Source organism: Rodentibacter rarus, from assembly GCF_001998965.1.
GTDB lineage: Bacteria > Pseudomonadota > Gammaproteobacteria > Enterobacterales > Pasteurellaceae > Rodentibacter > Rodentibacter rarus.
This window is the reverse complement of sequence record NZ_MLHJ01000045.1, coordinates 12664-29450: the sequence shown is the minus strand read 5'-3', so window position 1 is coordinate 29450 and position 16787 is coordinate 12664. Positions and strand designations below refer to the sequence as shown.

Sequence of the window (16787 nt, the reverse complement as noted above, 5' to 3'; positions counted from 1 at the left end):
TATCTAGTACAGCCCCTTTAATAATTCATAAGCAGGATGCGATTTATCAAAAACATTTACACTATAATTATTAGACCAATTAAATAGTATTATTTCTTCATTTTTTACTATCTTAGTGATCCAATAAGGAAGATATAAATTCATTTCTTCACCATATTGTTGTAAAAAAATGTTAAATTTGACTTTATTTATTAATCCCAACAAGGAATATTTACATCACAAATAATATCGATATCAGGTTGTATTTTTTATTGTTTAAATTTTTTTATAATTATCCTGCCAACAAATACCATTGCAGTTTTTATTCACTATCGAGAGTTGGCTTTCTTATTGGTAACTCTCTTTTTCATAAGACCTCTTTATTGAAAATAGTATTTAAACTTTATTAAATTAATGAATAAACAGCTTTAATATAAAGAAACCAAATAGATAATTTATCTACTTACAAGGTATGTTTGTTCTACAGATTGTATCAACATTCGCAAAATTTATTTTTATCAATGGTTGATACTCAATATCGTCTTTTAAAAATCTCTAAAAATTTGATTTGGATCATAAGTGCGGTTTGTTTTTGCACCGTTTTTTATCAAGCCGTCTATAATTCGTCTAATTAATTTTAGGTATGAGGATGCGATGGAACAAGAATATCAACGGGGGGTCACACGTGCTTGTGTGCAAACGGCACTGTTGTTGTTACAACATGGGGCGGAAAGTACGGTGGTAGTGCAGATGGCCCAACGTTTAGGGGTTGCTCTTGGAATGGAAAGTGTTGAATGTGCCCTGACGGCAAATGCTGTGGTAATTACAACTATTTCTAATGGGCATTGTATTACTACGGCACGAAAAAATACCGATAAAGGGATCAATATGCAAATAGTGACGGATGTTCAGCATATTGTGATTTTGGTGGAGCATAGATTATACAATTTGGAGATGGCACAAAAGAAACTGGATAACTTAAATCCTTTAAAATATCACCGTGCTTTAGTAGTGTTGATGATTGGATTATCTTGTGCTTCTTTTGCCCATTTATCGGGAGGAGATTGGCTAATTTGTCTGATGACTTTTTTGGCCTCTGCGGTGGCGATGTTTGTTCGGCAAGAATTATCCAAACATCATTATAATCCGCTTATTGTTTTTGCGATTACGGCATTTGTCGCCTCGCTCATTTCCGGTATCAGTTTGAAATATCAATGGGGAAACGATCCACAAATTGCTTTAGCATCCAGTGTGTTATTGCTTGTGCCGGGGTTCCCCTTAATTAATTCCTTGGCTGATATTCTAAAAGGCTATGTCAATATGGGGTTAGGGCGTTGGACTATTGCGACAGTTCTGACTTTTGGGGCTTGTCTTGGTATTGTGTTGGCATTGAGTGTGTTGCATATCACGACATGGGGTCATTAAGATGGTGTTTTTATTGAGTTTACTTGATGATATGTTTTTTGCCGCTATTCCTGCGGTGGGTTTTGCCTTAGCATTTAATGTACCGCCTAAAGCATTAAAATATTGCGCCATTTTAGGAGCGTTAGGGCACGTAACACGCACATTACTTTTACACATTAATGTACCGATTGTCTTTGCAACTTTTTTTGCCACTTGTGTTATCGGTTTTATCGGTGTGCATTTATCGCACCGTTATTTGGCGCATCCAAAAGCCTTTACGGTAGCTGCGATTATTCCGATGATTCCGGGTGTCTATGCTTATAAAGCGATGATTTCCATTGTACAAATTCATCACTACGGCTATTCCCACGAACTTTTGGAGCAAATGATCAGCTCATTTATTAACACTGCCTTTATTTTAGGGGCATTGGTTTTTGGGCTTGCTTTGCCGGGCTTGATTTTTTATCGTCAGAAACCGGTGGTATAAAACAAAAAACACGCATCATTGCGTGTTTTTTATCTTACTATTCTTTTGTGATTTCCTTATCTTCCGGCAGGATTAAGTTCAATATCAATGCCAGTAATGAACCCACTGTAATGCCGGAGCCTAATACCTCTTTGAAAAAGTGCGGGAGTTTATCAAGCAGTTCCGGGCGTGTGGTGACCGCTAATCCACAACCGATAGAAATGGCAATAATTAAGCCGTTGCGTTTGCTACGTTCCACTTTGTCTAACATCTGAATCCCTGCCGCTATAATCATTGCAAACATCATTAAACCTGCGCCACCAAGTACTGGAAGGGGAATTGAAACGATTAATGCGCCAAACACAGGAAATAATCCTGCTAATGCCAGTAACACGCCGGTTAATGCGACTACGTGACGGCTTGCGACCCCGGTTAATGAGATCACACCGATATTTTGTGAAAAAGAAGAAAAAGGCGTGGTAGACATAATCGCCGCTAATGCTGATCCTAAACCATCAGCCAGTACGCCACCTCGTAAATGTTTACCGGTAATTTCAGTATGGGTGGCATTCCCCAGTGCTAGGAAATTACCACTAGATTCAACAATGGTGACCAAATAAGCAATGGACATCCCGATAATCCCTGAAAGGGGGAATGAAAGTCCAAAGTGAAGGGGTTGAGGAATCGCAAAGGTTTGGGCATTTGCCACACCATCAAAATTAACCCAACCTAAAATAAGGCAAAGGAGGTAGCCGGTCATCATCCCTATTACAATGGCTGCCGCAGAGAAAATGCCTTTTCCCCATTGAACCAAGGCGACAACGATAACTAACACAAAACTTGCCATCATCAAATTTTCCGGCGTGGCATATTGCGCATCGCCACGTTGACCACCGGCAAACCAATCTACTGCAACAGGAATTAAACTCAAGCCAATCATCATCACTACTGTTCCGGTCACAACGGGTGGGAAAAGCTTACGAATATAAGGCATAAAAAAGCTGCCGATAATCATCACCAAAGACCCGACTAAAGAAGCCCCTAAAATGCCTGAGACACCGTAATCGCTAAAACCAATGGCAAGGGCAGCGGCAACAAAGGTAAAACTGGTTCCCATCACGCTGGGTAAGCGAATACCGATTGGACCTAAGCCACGACATTGAATCACCGTTACTACGCCGGAAATTAACAATGCAGCGTTCACTAACGTGATCGTGTCATCGGTAGGGAGTTTTAAAACATTACCGATCACCAAGGGGACAGCGATAATGCCTCCGAGTGCCGCTAATAAATGTTGTGCGGCAAGCAATAAACTCAAGCCAAAAGGCGGTTTATCTTCAACAGAATAAAGCAGTTGATTATTCATTATTGTTCCTTAACGTATAAAAAGAAAGGGCGAATTATACGCTAAAGCACTGTAAAGGAAAACGTTTGCTTTTTTGGAAGGAAAGAGCGGTTAAAATTATGCTGATATTTTCAATATGATGTAACATTTGTATGCAAAATAAACATATTTATCTTATACCGGCGATATTTTGTATTAAATAAAGGATTATTTATGACCTCCCAATCCAACTACCGCTACCCCCTTGATGTAGAGGATAAATACTCTTTTGATATCGTTCTTTTTCATTTGACCGAAGGACTTTCCTAGCTTTGGATTGGAATTTCAATTATCAAGTTTTGACCCGAATGTATCATTTTCCGCTTTGATGGATGCCCTGATGACGTCAGTTTTTGACAGAGTGATAAAGCGGTTTGATATCTCAATGGCATTGTCACTGGATTTGGTTTAGGGAAAAGCGGATTTGTGCTCACCCATTATCAAATAATTGTCGAACCGGCGTTGGTGAACGTCTAAACCTCTACTGATAGCGCAATATATTCACATTAGAATAACCATCGAAGCTTAGATTTTCACACTTTTACCCGTGAGAACGTCTGGCATACAAAACTATAGGTAATCATTTCTCCATTAAACCAGTCTTTAATCGGTGATAAATAAAGTTTCCCCCCCTACACCTTTAAACTCCATCACATCGGTTAATGACACTGAACTTAGGAAGTAAAAACGGAACGAGGCTAATTCAATAGAAAATAGCGCTTTTTTGATGACCTATATGGCGGTAAATTTAAATTCTGGCGAGTGGTTTTTAGATAACGTTCGATAGCTTGGTGTTTAAGAATTGAGTTGTATTTAGTTATAAAAGCCTGCACCTTAGTCAATTACCGTTTAGTTTAACCTTTGGGGTGCAGATCACTGTGTTATTTCCAAGTTTGTTGCTCAAACACGCGTTTTTTTAATTCCGGATAATCTTCAATTTTAAATTCCGGTGTTTTTCCGGCTTTAAGTTGACGTTGATAATCCTTCAATAATGTCCATACAATTGGTGAAAGCAGTATGATTGCCACCAAATTAAGAATTGCCATCACTGCCATTACCGTATCAGCGAAATTCCACACCACATTACCTGAACGCACCGCCCCAAAATAAACGAAAAATAGCACAGTTAGACGGAATAACAGCACAAACCAAGGTTTGTTTTTAATAAAGCGGATATTACTTTCTGCATAAGCATAGTTACCAATAATAGAAGAATAGGCAAAAAGCAATAAAATAAAGGCAAGGAAATGCAACCCAAATTCACCAACATGATATTGCAAGGCATTCTGTGTAAGAGAAATACTTTTAAGTGCTTCACCGCCATAATTATTTGAAAGTAAAATCACAATCGCCGTACAAGTACATACCATCATGGTATCGACAAATACGCCTAGCATTTGCACTAAGCCTTGGCTAACCGGGTGTTTAACATGAGCCGCTGCTGCCGCATTAGGGGCAGATCCCATACCGGCTTCATTGGAAAACAAACCTCGCTTAATCCCCATCATCATCGCTTTAGATACCATAGCACCGAAGAAACCGCCTGCTGCGGCATCAAAGGTAAAGGCACTTTTGATGATGTTATTGATCACGGTTGGCACCAATTCAATGTTCATTCCCAAAATAATCACAGCCATAATGAGGTAGAACAATGCCATCATCGGCACAAGGCTACTGGAAATCACCGCAATGCGTTTAATCCCACCGAAAATAATAGCGGCCGTTAAAATCACTAGGGCGATCCCGACATATTCACCTTGCCAATCCCAAGCATTGCGCGTAGCTTCCACAATAGAATTTGCCTGTACGGAATTGAAAGCAAAACCAAAAGTAAAAATGAGCGCAATAGCAAAAGCTATCGCCATAGCCCGTGATTTCAGCCCCTGCACCATATAATAAGCCGGCCCTCCACGAAACGATCCGTCTTTATCTTGAATTTTAAATAGCTGTGCGAGCGTAGACTCTGCAAAGGCACTTGACATACCGATAAAAGCAGTGATCCACATCCAAAATACCGCCCCTTCTCCACCCAGGGCGATAGCGGTAGCAACACCACCAATATTCCCCACCCCAACTCGGCTAGCAAGCCCAGTTGCAAAGGCTTGGAAAGGGGTGAGAGAACTGCCTTCTGCTGCCCGCCCGAACCACATCTCGCGCATACTCGCCGGGAATAATCGTAACTGCACAAAACCCGTTGTAATGGTGAAAAATAAACCGACGCCAAGTAAAATCACAATGGTTAAATTCCATATTGGTCCATCAAGATGATCAACAATCCATACTAATAGTTGTTCTAAGGTGTTAATCAGTTCCATAAAGCTCCTCCCAACTAAAAATAAATAAGAGGGAATTGTAGGGAAAAAAAGGAGGAAAAACGATATTTATCAATGAAACATATAAAAAAATGAAATTTGAGTAGATTTTATTCAATAAAAGGCTGATTTATTAGATAAAAACAAAGCATATTATGAAAGCAATAAGGGAGTGTTCTCTGGAAAGTATTGAAACACTTCTTGCCAATTCACTGTTGAAAATTACTTGTTTAGGATAGTTAACTTCACCTTTATTTGAGTTGATAAAAAATTGTTTCCATCATAGTTTTGAAAATTTATTGTTATCGAAAAGGTTAAAGCTGACTTTGTTTATTTTAGAAAAAATTTGCCAAAACACATTACTTTCAAATTATCGGCAATGGTTTCGGCAAATCGTTTAGTATTTTAACGAATAGACTTATCTACGTCTGCGTTGCTTCATCATTTCTAAAACACGTGCTTTTTGATTTGTGGTTAAACTCACATTTGTTTTAACTACTTGGTTTTTAACAATTTGCGGTTTCGGTGGGTTAATACCGCCTTGTTTCACTGTTTCAGTATTGAGTGCGTCAACTTTTACATCGACATCCGCTTTTACGCCTGCAATAGTCCCATTATCCCAATCTTTCTTAATGCTTTCTGCCCATTTATCCACAGGGTACGGTGCTAATTTACCACTACCATTAGCAGAAAGATGCACGCTGGTTTCATTCACTTTATCGGTAACTGAGGTTGTTGTCACACTACCTGTTAGATTATTCGTAACATTTGGTGCATTCAGACTGCTACCGTTAAATTGGGCATTATTGCCTGAAATAGTCGCATTCTGAGCATTCAAATCCGTTGTAGTGTGAGTTTCATTACGGACAACATCGACATTTAATTTTCCGGAACCACTTGACGGCGTCCATTTATTATCACCAAGACCACCACTTAGCGATAATCCGACATCTACACCGGTTTTATTGACACTATTCACCGCAGCATTCAAGCTAACATCCCCTTTACCACCATCTAAATTAAGATTGGTACTATTTGAGGATACACCTGTTAAGCTTACTCCATTTTGCGCCTGAATGTTCACATTTTGACCATTAATGGATACTCCTTGATGAGTTTTACTATTTTCATGTTGAACATTCACATTACCGTTAATACTAAGACTTGAGGTATTCGCACCAACGCTGACACCACCGCCCACAGAAACATTAAGATCTTGGACTTGGCTTTTACCCGGTTGTACATTGACTGTATTACCCGTGATAGAAACATTGTTACCCGCATTGACATTTGTACCTTGTAGGCTTACCCCATCTTTACCGTGAATACCCACATCGTTACCACCTTGAACATTATGCAAAACGGCATCAGTACGATTTCCTTTATGTCCATTCGCTGTGAAACTCACATCAACGGATGGCACTGCAGCACTCGCTGCCGGAATCACGATTGCCCCCACACCAACATTTAGCGTGAAACCACCACCTTTATGTGAACTGGTATTTTGCGATTGTGTAAAGTTTGCTTTATCTGCATTGATATTGACATTGTTATTGGCTGCAATATCTGCTTGGCTGTTCAATGTGCCGGTTGTGATATTCACATTGTCACCCTGCACATTCGCTTTATGAGCGGTTGTCGAACTACTCTGATCTTTCTGGAAATGAATCCCGGCATTAATACCAACATTCGCTGTTGCAAAATCTTTCGTACTCGCACTCACTCCAATCGTCACTCCGGCAGTTAATTTCTCATTTTGTTTGGTATTTTGTGCAGATTGAATGTTATGCGCTTTTGAATTCAGGTTAACATTACCACCACCTTGATACTGTGTCCCAACATCGGTCAGACGAGTCGTATTGACATTAATATCTTTACCTGCCGTTAGCGTGGTACTTTGTGCATTGCTCGCCGAATTACTTTCACGTCCACCGGAAATACCAAGTACAAGACTGCCATTTACCGCTTTATTTTTATCCACTGAAGTCGTCAAGGTTAAGCCTAAATCAAAGTTTTTCTGCTTATCACTTTCCGTATTGTATTCAGGAATATGGCTGATATTCTTCGCATTTTCAGAAATATTTTTGACCGCACTTAGCTGTGATCCTTTATGCACAATGTTGTGATTGGCATTGATATTTAAGTCGCCCGCAGCAGAAAGCTGACTTCCTTTTACTGTTGTGACAGTTTTATCTTTATCCGTGTGTTGAAGCCCCAATGATATTTTATTGGTTACGCTACTCTCGGTTACAGTGACTGTATTTGTAATACCAAAATCCGTATTGACTTTTGACGTATAAGAAAAATCATGGTGTGCTTTTGTATTCACATTATCGGCATTGATATTCAAATCGCCTTTTGTTGCCTCTACTTTACTTCCTGTAATATTTACACTATTTGCATTTAAGCTTGTGCTAGCGCCACTCACTTGTGACGGATTATAAGTATGTTCCTCTTGCAATTTAGAATGCTTATAAAAACCGAACGTTGCGCTAGCTTCACCTTTAAACTTCAGATTATCTTTTACATTATCTGCCAGATTTTTCGCCAATTCATCACGCTTCACTTTGCCTGCAATGACATCGGATAATAAATCAATAGAAGATTTTGCTAAGCCGTCTTTATCAATAGATAATGTTGGTTTCTCAACTTTAGTGGTAAAACCAATACCTGACTGAGTATGGCTTTGAGTGAGGTAATTTTGGCTACCTCTAATATTAATTCTTTCGCCGGCTACAATATCAAGCGCCCCCCCGGCTTGGACTCGGCTACCAAGAATATTGACATTTTTATCAGTCACGAGCTGCAAATTTGACTTAGACTCTAGCTCAGCACCTTTCTTCGTATAGACAAGTTTGTAACCTTTGGTACGCTCTTTGGTAATATCAAAAATAGTCCCTTTACGTCCTTTTTCTTCATAACTACTAACATTCGATACTGAATCTAAAACGAGATTTCCGTCATTGGCTTTTACAAGTGCATCTTTACCGGAAATCACTCGACTTCCCGAAATACTCACGCCTTTTTTGGAGTCTAAAAGGATTGCACCTTTGACGGTGAAATCCGCACCATGCTGTTCTCTGTCGTTCCGTGTTGAAGCTAATGTTTTTGACCCGGCAAGTCCTCCCCAATATTTTTCTTTATCATCAACTTGATGGTCATTGACTACTTCCTCTGTATTAAATTGGAGTTTTCCACCATTTGCAATAACAAAGTCGCCATCAACTTGCCCAATGGTTCCTGCAAACTTAACATCCGAAGCACTTGATACAACCAAATCACCTTCAACATTTATTTTACTCGCCGTATATTTTTGAGCATTTGCACTCTGATGGCTACGTCCTGTTTTGTGTTTTGGTGAAAGATTCTTAAATTCAACAAAATCATCATAGTGATTCAGTTCTTTTACCCCCTTAAATAAAATTCCGTTCTCACCATGTAAAGCGACATTCTTAGCGTCTATTTGCACGGCATCACCGGTTAACTGACCATTTCGTGCAATAACCTTAAGATTATCTGCGGTAATAGATGTACTATGTGTTGTTTCAGTTACACTAAAGGAAGTTTCTGTCACTTTTTCATTTCGTCTGGTGCGACTATCCGCAATTAGCTCTCTTTTATTCGTTTTTTGTGCACCTAAATGTGTTTTTCCTCCGACTAATACCGTGTCTTTTGCTTGAATATTCGCACCGGAGAGATCCAAATTACCTGACGCTACCACAATGACTGAATCCGCTTTCACATTTGTTTTAGTAAAATGCTCGGTATCTTTATTCGAAGTGCGACTCCCAACAAATTTATCAGGAGCTTGAATTTCTTTAACCGTCCCAAGATTTTTATTGGTTACAACACCGTCTAATCTTGCATTACCTGCTGTGACAACAACTTGTTTTGCTTCCAAGTTACTTCCTGTTATCGCTAAATTGGCTCGTTCATCCGTTGAATGAATACGAATACGCCCTGCTTGGATACTACCGGCTACTTTACCATCTAACACTTTTTCTTGCTGCGGTAATACATTAATCGTTAATTGCCCATCATCAGCACGTTCAATTTTATTACGACCTTGTACAATATTAATATTCCCATTATCCGATTGAATCTTACCGGCAATATTTACTTTAGGAGCAATAAGATCCACATTTGGTGCCCCTGCTATGGTACCTTTTGTTGTTAGACTACTTTCACTATCAACTTGGTAGCCTGTTAATTTACCACTTTCAACCGTTGCTTTTCCCACCACAAGGGATGCTCTAGGAGTATTAATAAAACCACCGCCATCAACACTAATTCCATTTGGATTCGCTAATACGTAATCGGCAGCCTGACCTGCAATTTCTTGTTTACCCGCAATATAGGAAGGATTGCGACTGACGACTTCATTTAAAATGATCGTAGCCGCTTGTGTGCGTAAATTAGGGTTTTTATCAACCTCTCCGGCAAGCTGTGTTTGGCTGGTTTGCAATCCGTTGTTGAGTACAGCCCCCGCTTTATCTACATTAAATTTATTATATTGGTTATGAGATAAGCCTGATTGACTTGGCGTAGCAATATTCACTATTTCTACACCTTTTTGACGAGTAACTTGCGTATTGCTGTTTGAGGTTTGAATATCCGCATAGCTAAATTGTGTTGCATAACAAAATGATAAAGCTATTGCGATTTTAGAAAGAGAAAATTTTTTCATAGATAGAAATCCAAAAAGAATAAAGATTAAGCCGGTAAACAGACCGTTTACCACCTATTTTGCCAATGTCTGTTTTGCTCATTTATTGATAAAACATAATATATATTTGGCGTGATAGATATTCTAAGCGTCAATGATTAAATATCCGATGACTTTTTTAAAAAATATATAAATTTGTGACCTACATCACGATTTTTATCATGCTTCAAACTTAAATGAATATAGTAATTAAGAATACATCGTATTGACTGATTAAAATACAACTTGCCAATTCACATTAATACTTCGTTCCTGAATAACTTGATTTCGTTGGAACAATCTTCCTGTTGCCCATTCTAATTGCATATACCAACGAGGATGAGTGGTTTTTACACCTAGCACATAACCAAACGCTTTTTGACTATTAGCACCTTGCGCCGTTGCTTTTTGAACGCCGATATCCAACCCTAAATAGGGTTCAATCTGCCATTGCTTATATTGATATAACCAACCTAGATTATTTTGCAATACCGCACTTTTTTCTGCTGACAGGGAAAAATCATTAAAACCCCGTACAGCATAGCGTCCGAGTAACTCATCCTGTTTAATAGCCGGTAAATAGTTATGACTATATTGTCCAATTAAACGGCTAGATTGGTGGAAAATCTGAGATTTAATCGGGTAAAACGCATTAAATTGTAATTCTGCCCGCCAGCGATTAAATTGACCTTCCGGCTGATCCCGTCCTTGGTTGACCATAGTATTCCACCACTTTAAACCTCTTTCATAGCTAAAGTCGGTCATCAATGAACCATAAGAAAATAATTGTAAGTGATTAATACCAATTTGAGCGGTTGTTAAGGTAGGGCTTTGCAAAGAAATCAGACTATCCTGGAAATAACTTTTACTTTTAATCCGTTCTAATTGTGCATAAAGATTGGAAATTGAATTCGAATCACGTCTAAATGTGTAATCACTACGCAACGCTGCCTGCCAAGTATATCCCTTTTGTTCAACAGTATTATATTGTAATGGAAGAGTCGATTTAAATGCCGAAAAAGAGCCAAAGGTACTCAATGACCAATAGCCATAAGGAATAGTATGGAAGAATGAAAATGAACGGTTAAAATTATGATGGTAAGATTTCAAACTGTGACTGACATTAAGATAAAGACTATCGGAAAGCCCTAAAGGATTATCAATACTCAGCCCCCCTTTAGCTTGCCAACGTCCCAAGCGTTTTGAAGCGAAATTATCCATACCGGCATAACCTGTTACACGAGATTTTTCTTCATTAACAAAGGACAATTCAATTTCACCATTTTTTGCCGGTAGCACATCAACGCTCACTTTACTTCCCGACATTTTATTCGCCTGATCCAATGCTTGATCCAGATCCTTAATATTTAACGGCTTACCTAAAGCATTCGGTAAAAGCATACTAAAATTGAGCCTCTCACTGGCACTGGAAAGCAAACTTACTTTCCCTTCTGTTACTCTCATTGTGAGTTTTCCGGAACCATCGTCTTCAAATTGAAAAGGATTATAAATATAACCTAGAGCGAGGTAGGCAGAGGTAAGCGCTTGACTAAGTTGGTTTAAGCGCTCTTCATTTAAACACGCATTCTTTTGGGGGGCAAAAGGCAAAGGATCGATTAAATGAAAACCGACAAACTGCACTTCACTATACGGTAGGCAAACTTGAGACAAATCCGCTTGAACATACGTCTGTTGTTCCGTTTGATATTGATGCTGTGAAAGCCAACGTTGTTGCTGCACTTGCTGAAGCTGCTCATTTTGATTTTTGGCTTGCTGTTGAAAACGGTTAAATTCATTTTGTATTGGTATTGATTGCTGATTTGCCCAAGTAAAAATCGGCACACAAGCGAGTAAGATTAAAAGATGCTTCATAAGTGTATCCCTAAATAAATTATGTGCCACATCATACCGCATAATGAGTAAAGCACGAAGATGAAAGCGTGTTTTTATGGTGACTTGTTTTGGATTGCTACAACTAACTGACTAAAATCGCCACGACTTATCCTCTCAGAAAAAACGGAAAATAGAATTAGAGCAACAAGTACTTGATTTTATCCATCCCCTTCCAAAGGGGCATAAAAAAAGCCCTTTCAAAAGCTGAAAGGGCAAAACATTTGGAGTCATACTATGAGTTGTTGAATTAACAAATCAGGTATGAGACGCATTATACTCAAAACCAAAACAAATGCAACCATTATTTAACAAATATCTTACAATTTTATTTATGCGGATTACGTGTATTTGCATTCACTAAATTTCGCATTAAAAGAGCACACGCCAAATCAATATCTTGCGGTACATCCAAGAAAACGAAATGCCCGTCACCTAATGCCGCCTCAACCGGCTCATTTTTTCGATTAAGCATTTTCTCTATTTTAAAATTGATATTGCCTTGTGGTGTCATCATCTCTACTTCATCGCCCAGTAAAAACTTATTTTTTACTGCCACTTCAGCCATGCCCTGCTCATTGCGTTTTCCGGTAAACTCACCAACAAACTGCTGACGATCAGAAATAGAATAGCCGTATTCATAGTTTTGATACTCATCATGTGTATGGCGACGTAAAAACCCTTCGGTATAACCACGATGAGCGAGGGACTCTAACGTATCCATCAAAGTTTCATCAAAAGGTTTACCCGCTGCCGCATCATCAATGGCTTTTCGATAGACTTGCGCAGTACGGGCGCAATAATAGAAAGATTTGGTTCGCCCTTCAATTTTTAAGGAATGCACACCAAGTGCGGTCAATTTTTCCACATGTTGTACGGCACGCAAATCTTTTGAATTCATAAAGTAAGTGCCGTGTTCATCTTCAAAAGCGGTCATTTGTTCATCCGGCTTTTGTGATTCCGTATAAAGAAAGACTTTATCCGTCACCTGTCCTTCCCCCAGCGTAGGGGCAACATTTTTAACTTCAATTTGTTGGCGAGGATCGACTTTTGGCACAATATTGCCCACTTCATCCGTCGTGCCTTCTTCCATTTTATATTCCCAACGGCAGGCATTGGTGCAAGTGCCTTGGTTCGGATCACGCTTATTAATGTAACCAGAAAGTAAACAACGACCGGAATAGGCCATACATAACGCACCGTGTACAAAAATTTCGAGTTCAATATCCGGCACTTGCTGACGAATTTCAGCAATTTCATCTAACGAAAGCTCACGGGATAAAATCACCCGAGTAAGCCCCATTTGTTTCCAAAACTTCACCGTTGCCCAATTTACCGCATTGGCTTGTACGGAAAGGTGAATATCTATATGAGGGAAATGTTCACGCACTAACATAATTAAACCGGGATCGGACATAATTAAGGCATCCGGCCTCATATCAATCACCGGTTGTAAATCTTTAATGAAGGTTTTCAGTTTAGAATTATGCGGTGCAATATTCACCACCACATAGAATTTTTTGCCGAGGGCGTGGGCTTCATCAATACCGATTTTTAAATTCGTATGATTAAATTCATTGTTACGCACGCGTAAGCTATAACGAGGCTGACCGGCATAAACGGCATCCGCTCCATAAGCAAAGGCATAGCGCATATTTTTGAGCGAACCGGCAGGAGAAAGTAACTCGGGCTTAAATAAGGTTGTCATAATTTACTCTTTTTCTGATTTCAAGTCAGTGACCTACCCATAGGCAAGTCGTGTTAAAAGCCCGTATTTTAGGTTGATTTCATTAATTGTAAAGGATAAAGTGCGGTCAGATTTTGGGGTGTTTTTCGTTAACCATAAAAATACCCACGCAAGGTGGGTATTGTTTATTCTTCTTCTGAGGAATCGCCTTCTATCAAAAGCTCTTGTTCTATTTCCTCCAGGGATTTACCATTGATGAAAATGCCATTGTCATTTTTTTCAAACTTAGCCACATAATTTTCACCTTCTTCGACAAAAGGAGAGAGAACGGTATCATAGGGTTTAATTTCACTTTGAATCATACGCCAAAATGAACTTTTTTCTTTAATTTTATCCGTTTTCTCATCAGACGTTTCAACTAATCCTTTATTAAATGAAATCGTTAATAAACCTTTTATTCTATCTAAGAAATCCCCATTCTGAGATAATTTCCCCTCTTCCTGCGCTTTGGCTAATATTCCATTTGCTTCAAATTTTACCGGATAGGCTTTGGTTTTAGGCAAAGTATCGAGATTAAAACTAACAGCAGCATTATTTATAATAAAATCAAGTGCTTTTAATCGATTCTCAAAATATCGTAATTGCGTTTCCTTCGCTAAATATGCGCCACAAAGTTGGCTATAATAACCACTCGTACAAAATGTATTACTTAAATAAGCTTTGTGATAATTTCCTTTTAACGGAATAGAAATAGATAAATTTTCTATTTGCATATTCTCCGCAGTATAATCTATTTTATTAGCCGTTAAAAAAATATTTTGTTCATATTGATCATTTTCTAGTGATTCATATTTATTTTTAAATGAAATTTCATTAATTTTATTTTTGGCTATCACTAAATTACTTAATGAAAACTCAATATTTGAGTTTCCATTAAATTCTTTTGTCCACTTTTCTTTCTGGGCTAAAAAATTTTTATTATCTTTAATAGGTAATTCTTTTGCCATTAAACTATCCAGCCAAAAAGGAATAAATGCAAGTTCATTGGCAAGATTATAATCATTCAATTGAACATTAAGTTTTCCTTCCTTGGCTTCCCATTTTTGGGCGTCTTCTTCTGGGGTTTGCTTAACACTTGCAACATTTAGTTTGAAATTAGCGACAGCTTTGGTGAGATCTTGATTATTTAATTGCAATATCAATTTTCCATTTTGTAAATTAAAATAAGGTTTTTGATTTTTTGGTGCATTCACGGAAATAACGGAAAGTTTACCATCAAAAACATCATTTTGGGTTAGGATAGCGATGAGTAGACCTGTCCCACCTTTGATATTAGTGTCGGCTTCAAGTTTTTTAAATTCATTATAAAAATTGACCGCACTTGGTACACCTTTCTGATTCAGCATAATATTTAAACCGCCAAATGTCGTTTGGCTTTCTTCTGTGGTACGGTTTTTATTGGAAATACGCAAAATATCACTACTAAATGTCGTGGTTAAATCCCGTTTTCCCCCCTGATCTTTTTTATTAAATTTGTAGGTGGCATTTTTGAGCTGTAAACGCGTATTTTCCCCGTTTAATAAGGCGATATCTGCATTTTCAGCGAATAATTCGATATTTGTTAAATCATATTGATGGGTACTAACGGGGATAAGATGAATTTTTCCCTCAAGTTTTTTTAAGTTGCTGTCATTATCATAATTAAACCCGGTTAAATTCCCTTTAAGTTCTATTTCTTTATAATTAACAAAATTTAACGAAACCGCTAATTCTTGCGGTTTATTGGCAAAATCTCTAAATTCAGTCAGGATAGTTGACTGCAAATAATCCCCTACCGGCGAAAACTGACTATTAATCGTATTTTTATCAATGGTAATATTTAAATTTTTATTTAATTTTCTCACAAACTGATCAGAAAATTTGGATTCTGCGGTAATAAAGAAAGGCAAAGTCGTTAACTGAGAGGAAATAATCTCTGCCTTATCATCTTCGCTATTTTTTATACTGAATACTAAATCACGGCGAAAAAAATTCTTATTGCTTTCTGTAATCTGTAATATCGCTTCGTTATCTAACAAGTAAGGGAATTTTTGTAATACCTGATCCACTTTATAATTGGTATAAATTTGTGCACCTGTGCTAAGGGCAACAAATATTGTAGCAAGCGTCAAGGTAATTGTTTTTCTTTTACTCATATTTCCCTCAATTCAATATTGAAAACAACCAAGAAAATGACCGCACTTTTCATCAAAGTACGGTCAGCTTTTCATTATTTTTAACCTAAGATTTTATCCAGCTCTTGGCTAACGGCTTCCACTTGTTGTGTGCCATCCAAGCGGAAATATTGTGTATTTCCTGCTTTCGCTTCAGCTTGATAATAATCCACCAACGGTTGGGTTTGTTTGTGATAAACCGCTAAGCGATCCAATACGGTTTCCGGTTTATCATCCGCACGGATAATCAGATCTTCGCCGGTAATGTCATCTTTGCCTTCCACTTTCGGTGGATTATAAACAATGTGGTAAGAACGTCCTGAAGCTTGGTGAACACGGCGGCCACTCATACGCTCAACAATCACCTCATCAGGCACATCAAACTCTAAGACATAATCAATTTTCACACCCGATTCTTTCAACGCATCGGCTTGTGGAATGGTACGAGGAAAACCGTCTAATAAGAAACCCTGTGCACAATCCGGTTGGGCAATGCGATCTTTCACTAATGCCACGGTTAATTCATCCGGCACTAATTTTCCTTCATCCATTAAGGCTTTCGCTTGTTTACCAAGTTCTGTCCCCGCTTTAATTGCAGCACGGAACATATCACCGGTTGAAATTTGAGGAATGCCAAATTTTTTCATAATAAACTGTGCTTGTGTTCCTTTTCCTGCGCCCGGTGCACCCAAAAGAATAATTTTCATAAAAAATCTCCAATTAAATTAATCAATGTAAATAAACCTG

The 16787-nt window shown here is 38.3% G+C and carries 9 protein-coding genes; 2 read left to right on the top strand and 7 right to left on the bottom strand.

Going from position 1 to position 16787, the window contains the following annotated elements:
* The first annotated feature begins 633 nt into the window (after positions 1–633).
* Together BKK50_RS05650 and BKK50_RS05645 are read left to right on the top strand one after the other, a co-directional pair.
* Positions 634–1404: a threonine/serine exporter family protein gene (locus tag BKK50_RS05650; protein WP_077416163.1), complete on the top strand. Its 771-nt coding sequence runs from the start codon at positions 634–636 to the stop codon at positions 1402–1404.
* Position 1405: 1 nt separating this feature from the next.
* A complete protein-coding gene (locus BKK50_RS05645) occupies positions 1406–1870 on the top strand; it encodes a threonine/serine exporter family protein (RefSeq protein ID WP_077416161.1) in 465 nt (154 codons plus the stop codon).
* A gap of 37 nt (positions 1871–1907) precedes the next feature.
* On the opposite strand, the gene BKK50_RS05640 is transcribed toward BKK50_RS05645, so the two are convergent.
* The 7 genes from BKK50_RS05640 to adk all read right to left on the bottom strand — a co-directional run bounded on the left by BKK50_RS05640 (position 1908) and on the right by adk (position 16747).
* On the bottom strand, positions 1908–3215 hold the full coding sequence (locus tag BKK50_RS05640; RefSeq protein ID WP_077416159.1) for a nucleobase:cation symporter-2 family protein: 1308 nt from the start codon (positions 3213–3215) through the stop codon (positions 1908–1910).
* A gap of 899 nt (positions 3216–4114) precedes the next feature.
* The gene (locus BKK50_RS05635; RefSeq protein WP_077416157.1) at positions 4115–5548 is read right to left on the bottom strand and encodes an alanine/glycine:cation symporter family protein; all 1434 of its coding nucleotides are present in this window, start codon (positions 5546–5548) and stop codon (positions 4115–4117) included.
* Between the two features lie 415 nt (positions 5549–5963).
* Positions 5964–10232 (bottom strand): two-partner secretion domain-containing protein, encoded by a 4269-nt coding sequence (locus BKK50_RS05630; protein ID WP_077416155.1) that lies wholly within the window; start codon positions 10230–10232, stop codon positions 5964–5966.
* Positions 10233–10484: 252 nt separating this feature from the next.
* Complete coding sequence (locus BKK50_RS05625) at positions 10485–12122, bottom strand: ShlB/FhaC/HecB family hemolysin secretion/activation protein (RefSeq protein WP_077416153.1); 1638 nt, start codon at positions 12120–12122, stop codon at positions 10485–10487.
* A 346-nt stretch (positions 12123–12468) separates the two neighbouring features.
* Positions 12469–13848 carry a prephenate-dependent tRNA uridine(34) hydroxylase TrhP gene (trhP, locus tag BKK50_RS05620; protein WP_077416151.1) on the bottom strand — a complete coding sequence of 460 codons (1380 nt, stop codon included), beginning with the start codon at positions 13846–13848 and terminating at the stop codon, positions 12469–12471.
* Positions 13849–14012: 164 nt separating this feature from the next.
* Positions 14013–16022 carry a hypothetical protein gene (locus tag BKK50_RS05615; protein ID WP_077416149.1) on the bottom strand — a complete coding sequence of 670 codons (2010 nt, stop codon included), beginning with the start codon at positions 16020–16022 and terminating at the stop codon, positions 14013–14015.
* 80 nt (positions 16023–16102) lie between these two features.
* Complete coding sequence (gene adk, locus BKK50_RS05610) at positions 16103–16747, bottom strand: adenylate kinase (protein WP_077416147.1); 645 nt, start codon at positions 16745–16747, stop codon at positions 16103–16105.
* Positions 16748–16787 lie beyond the last annotated feature (40 nt).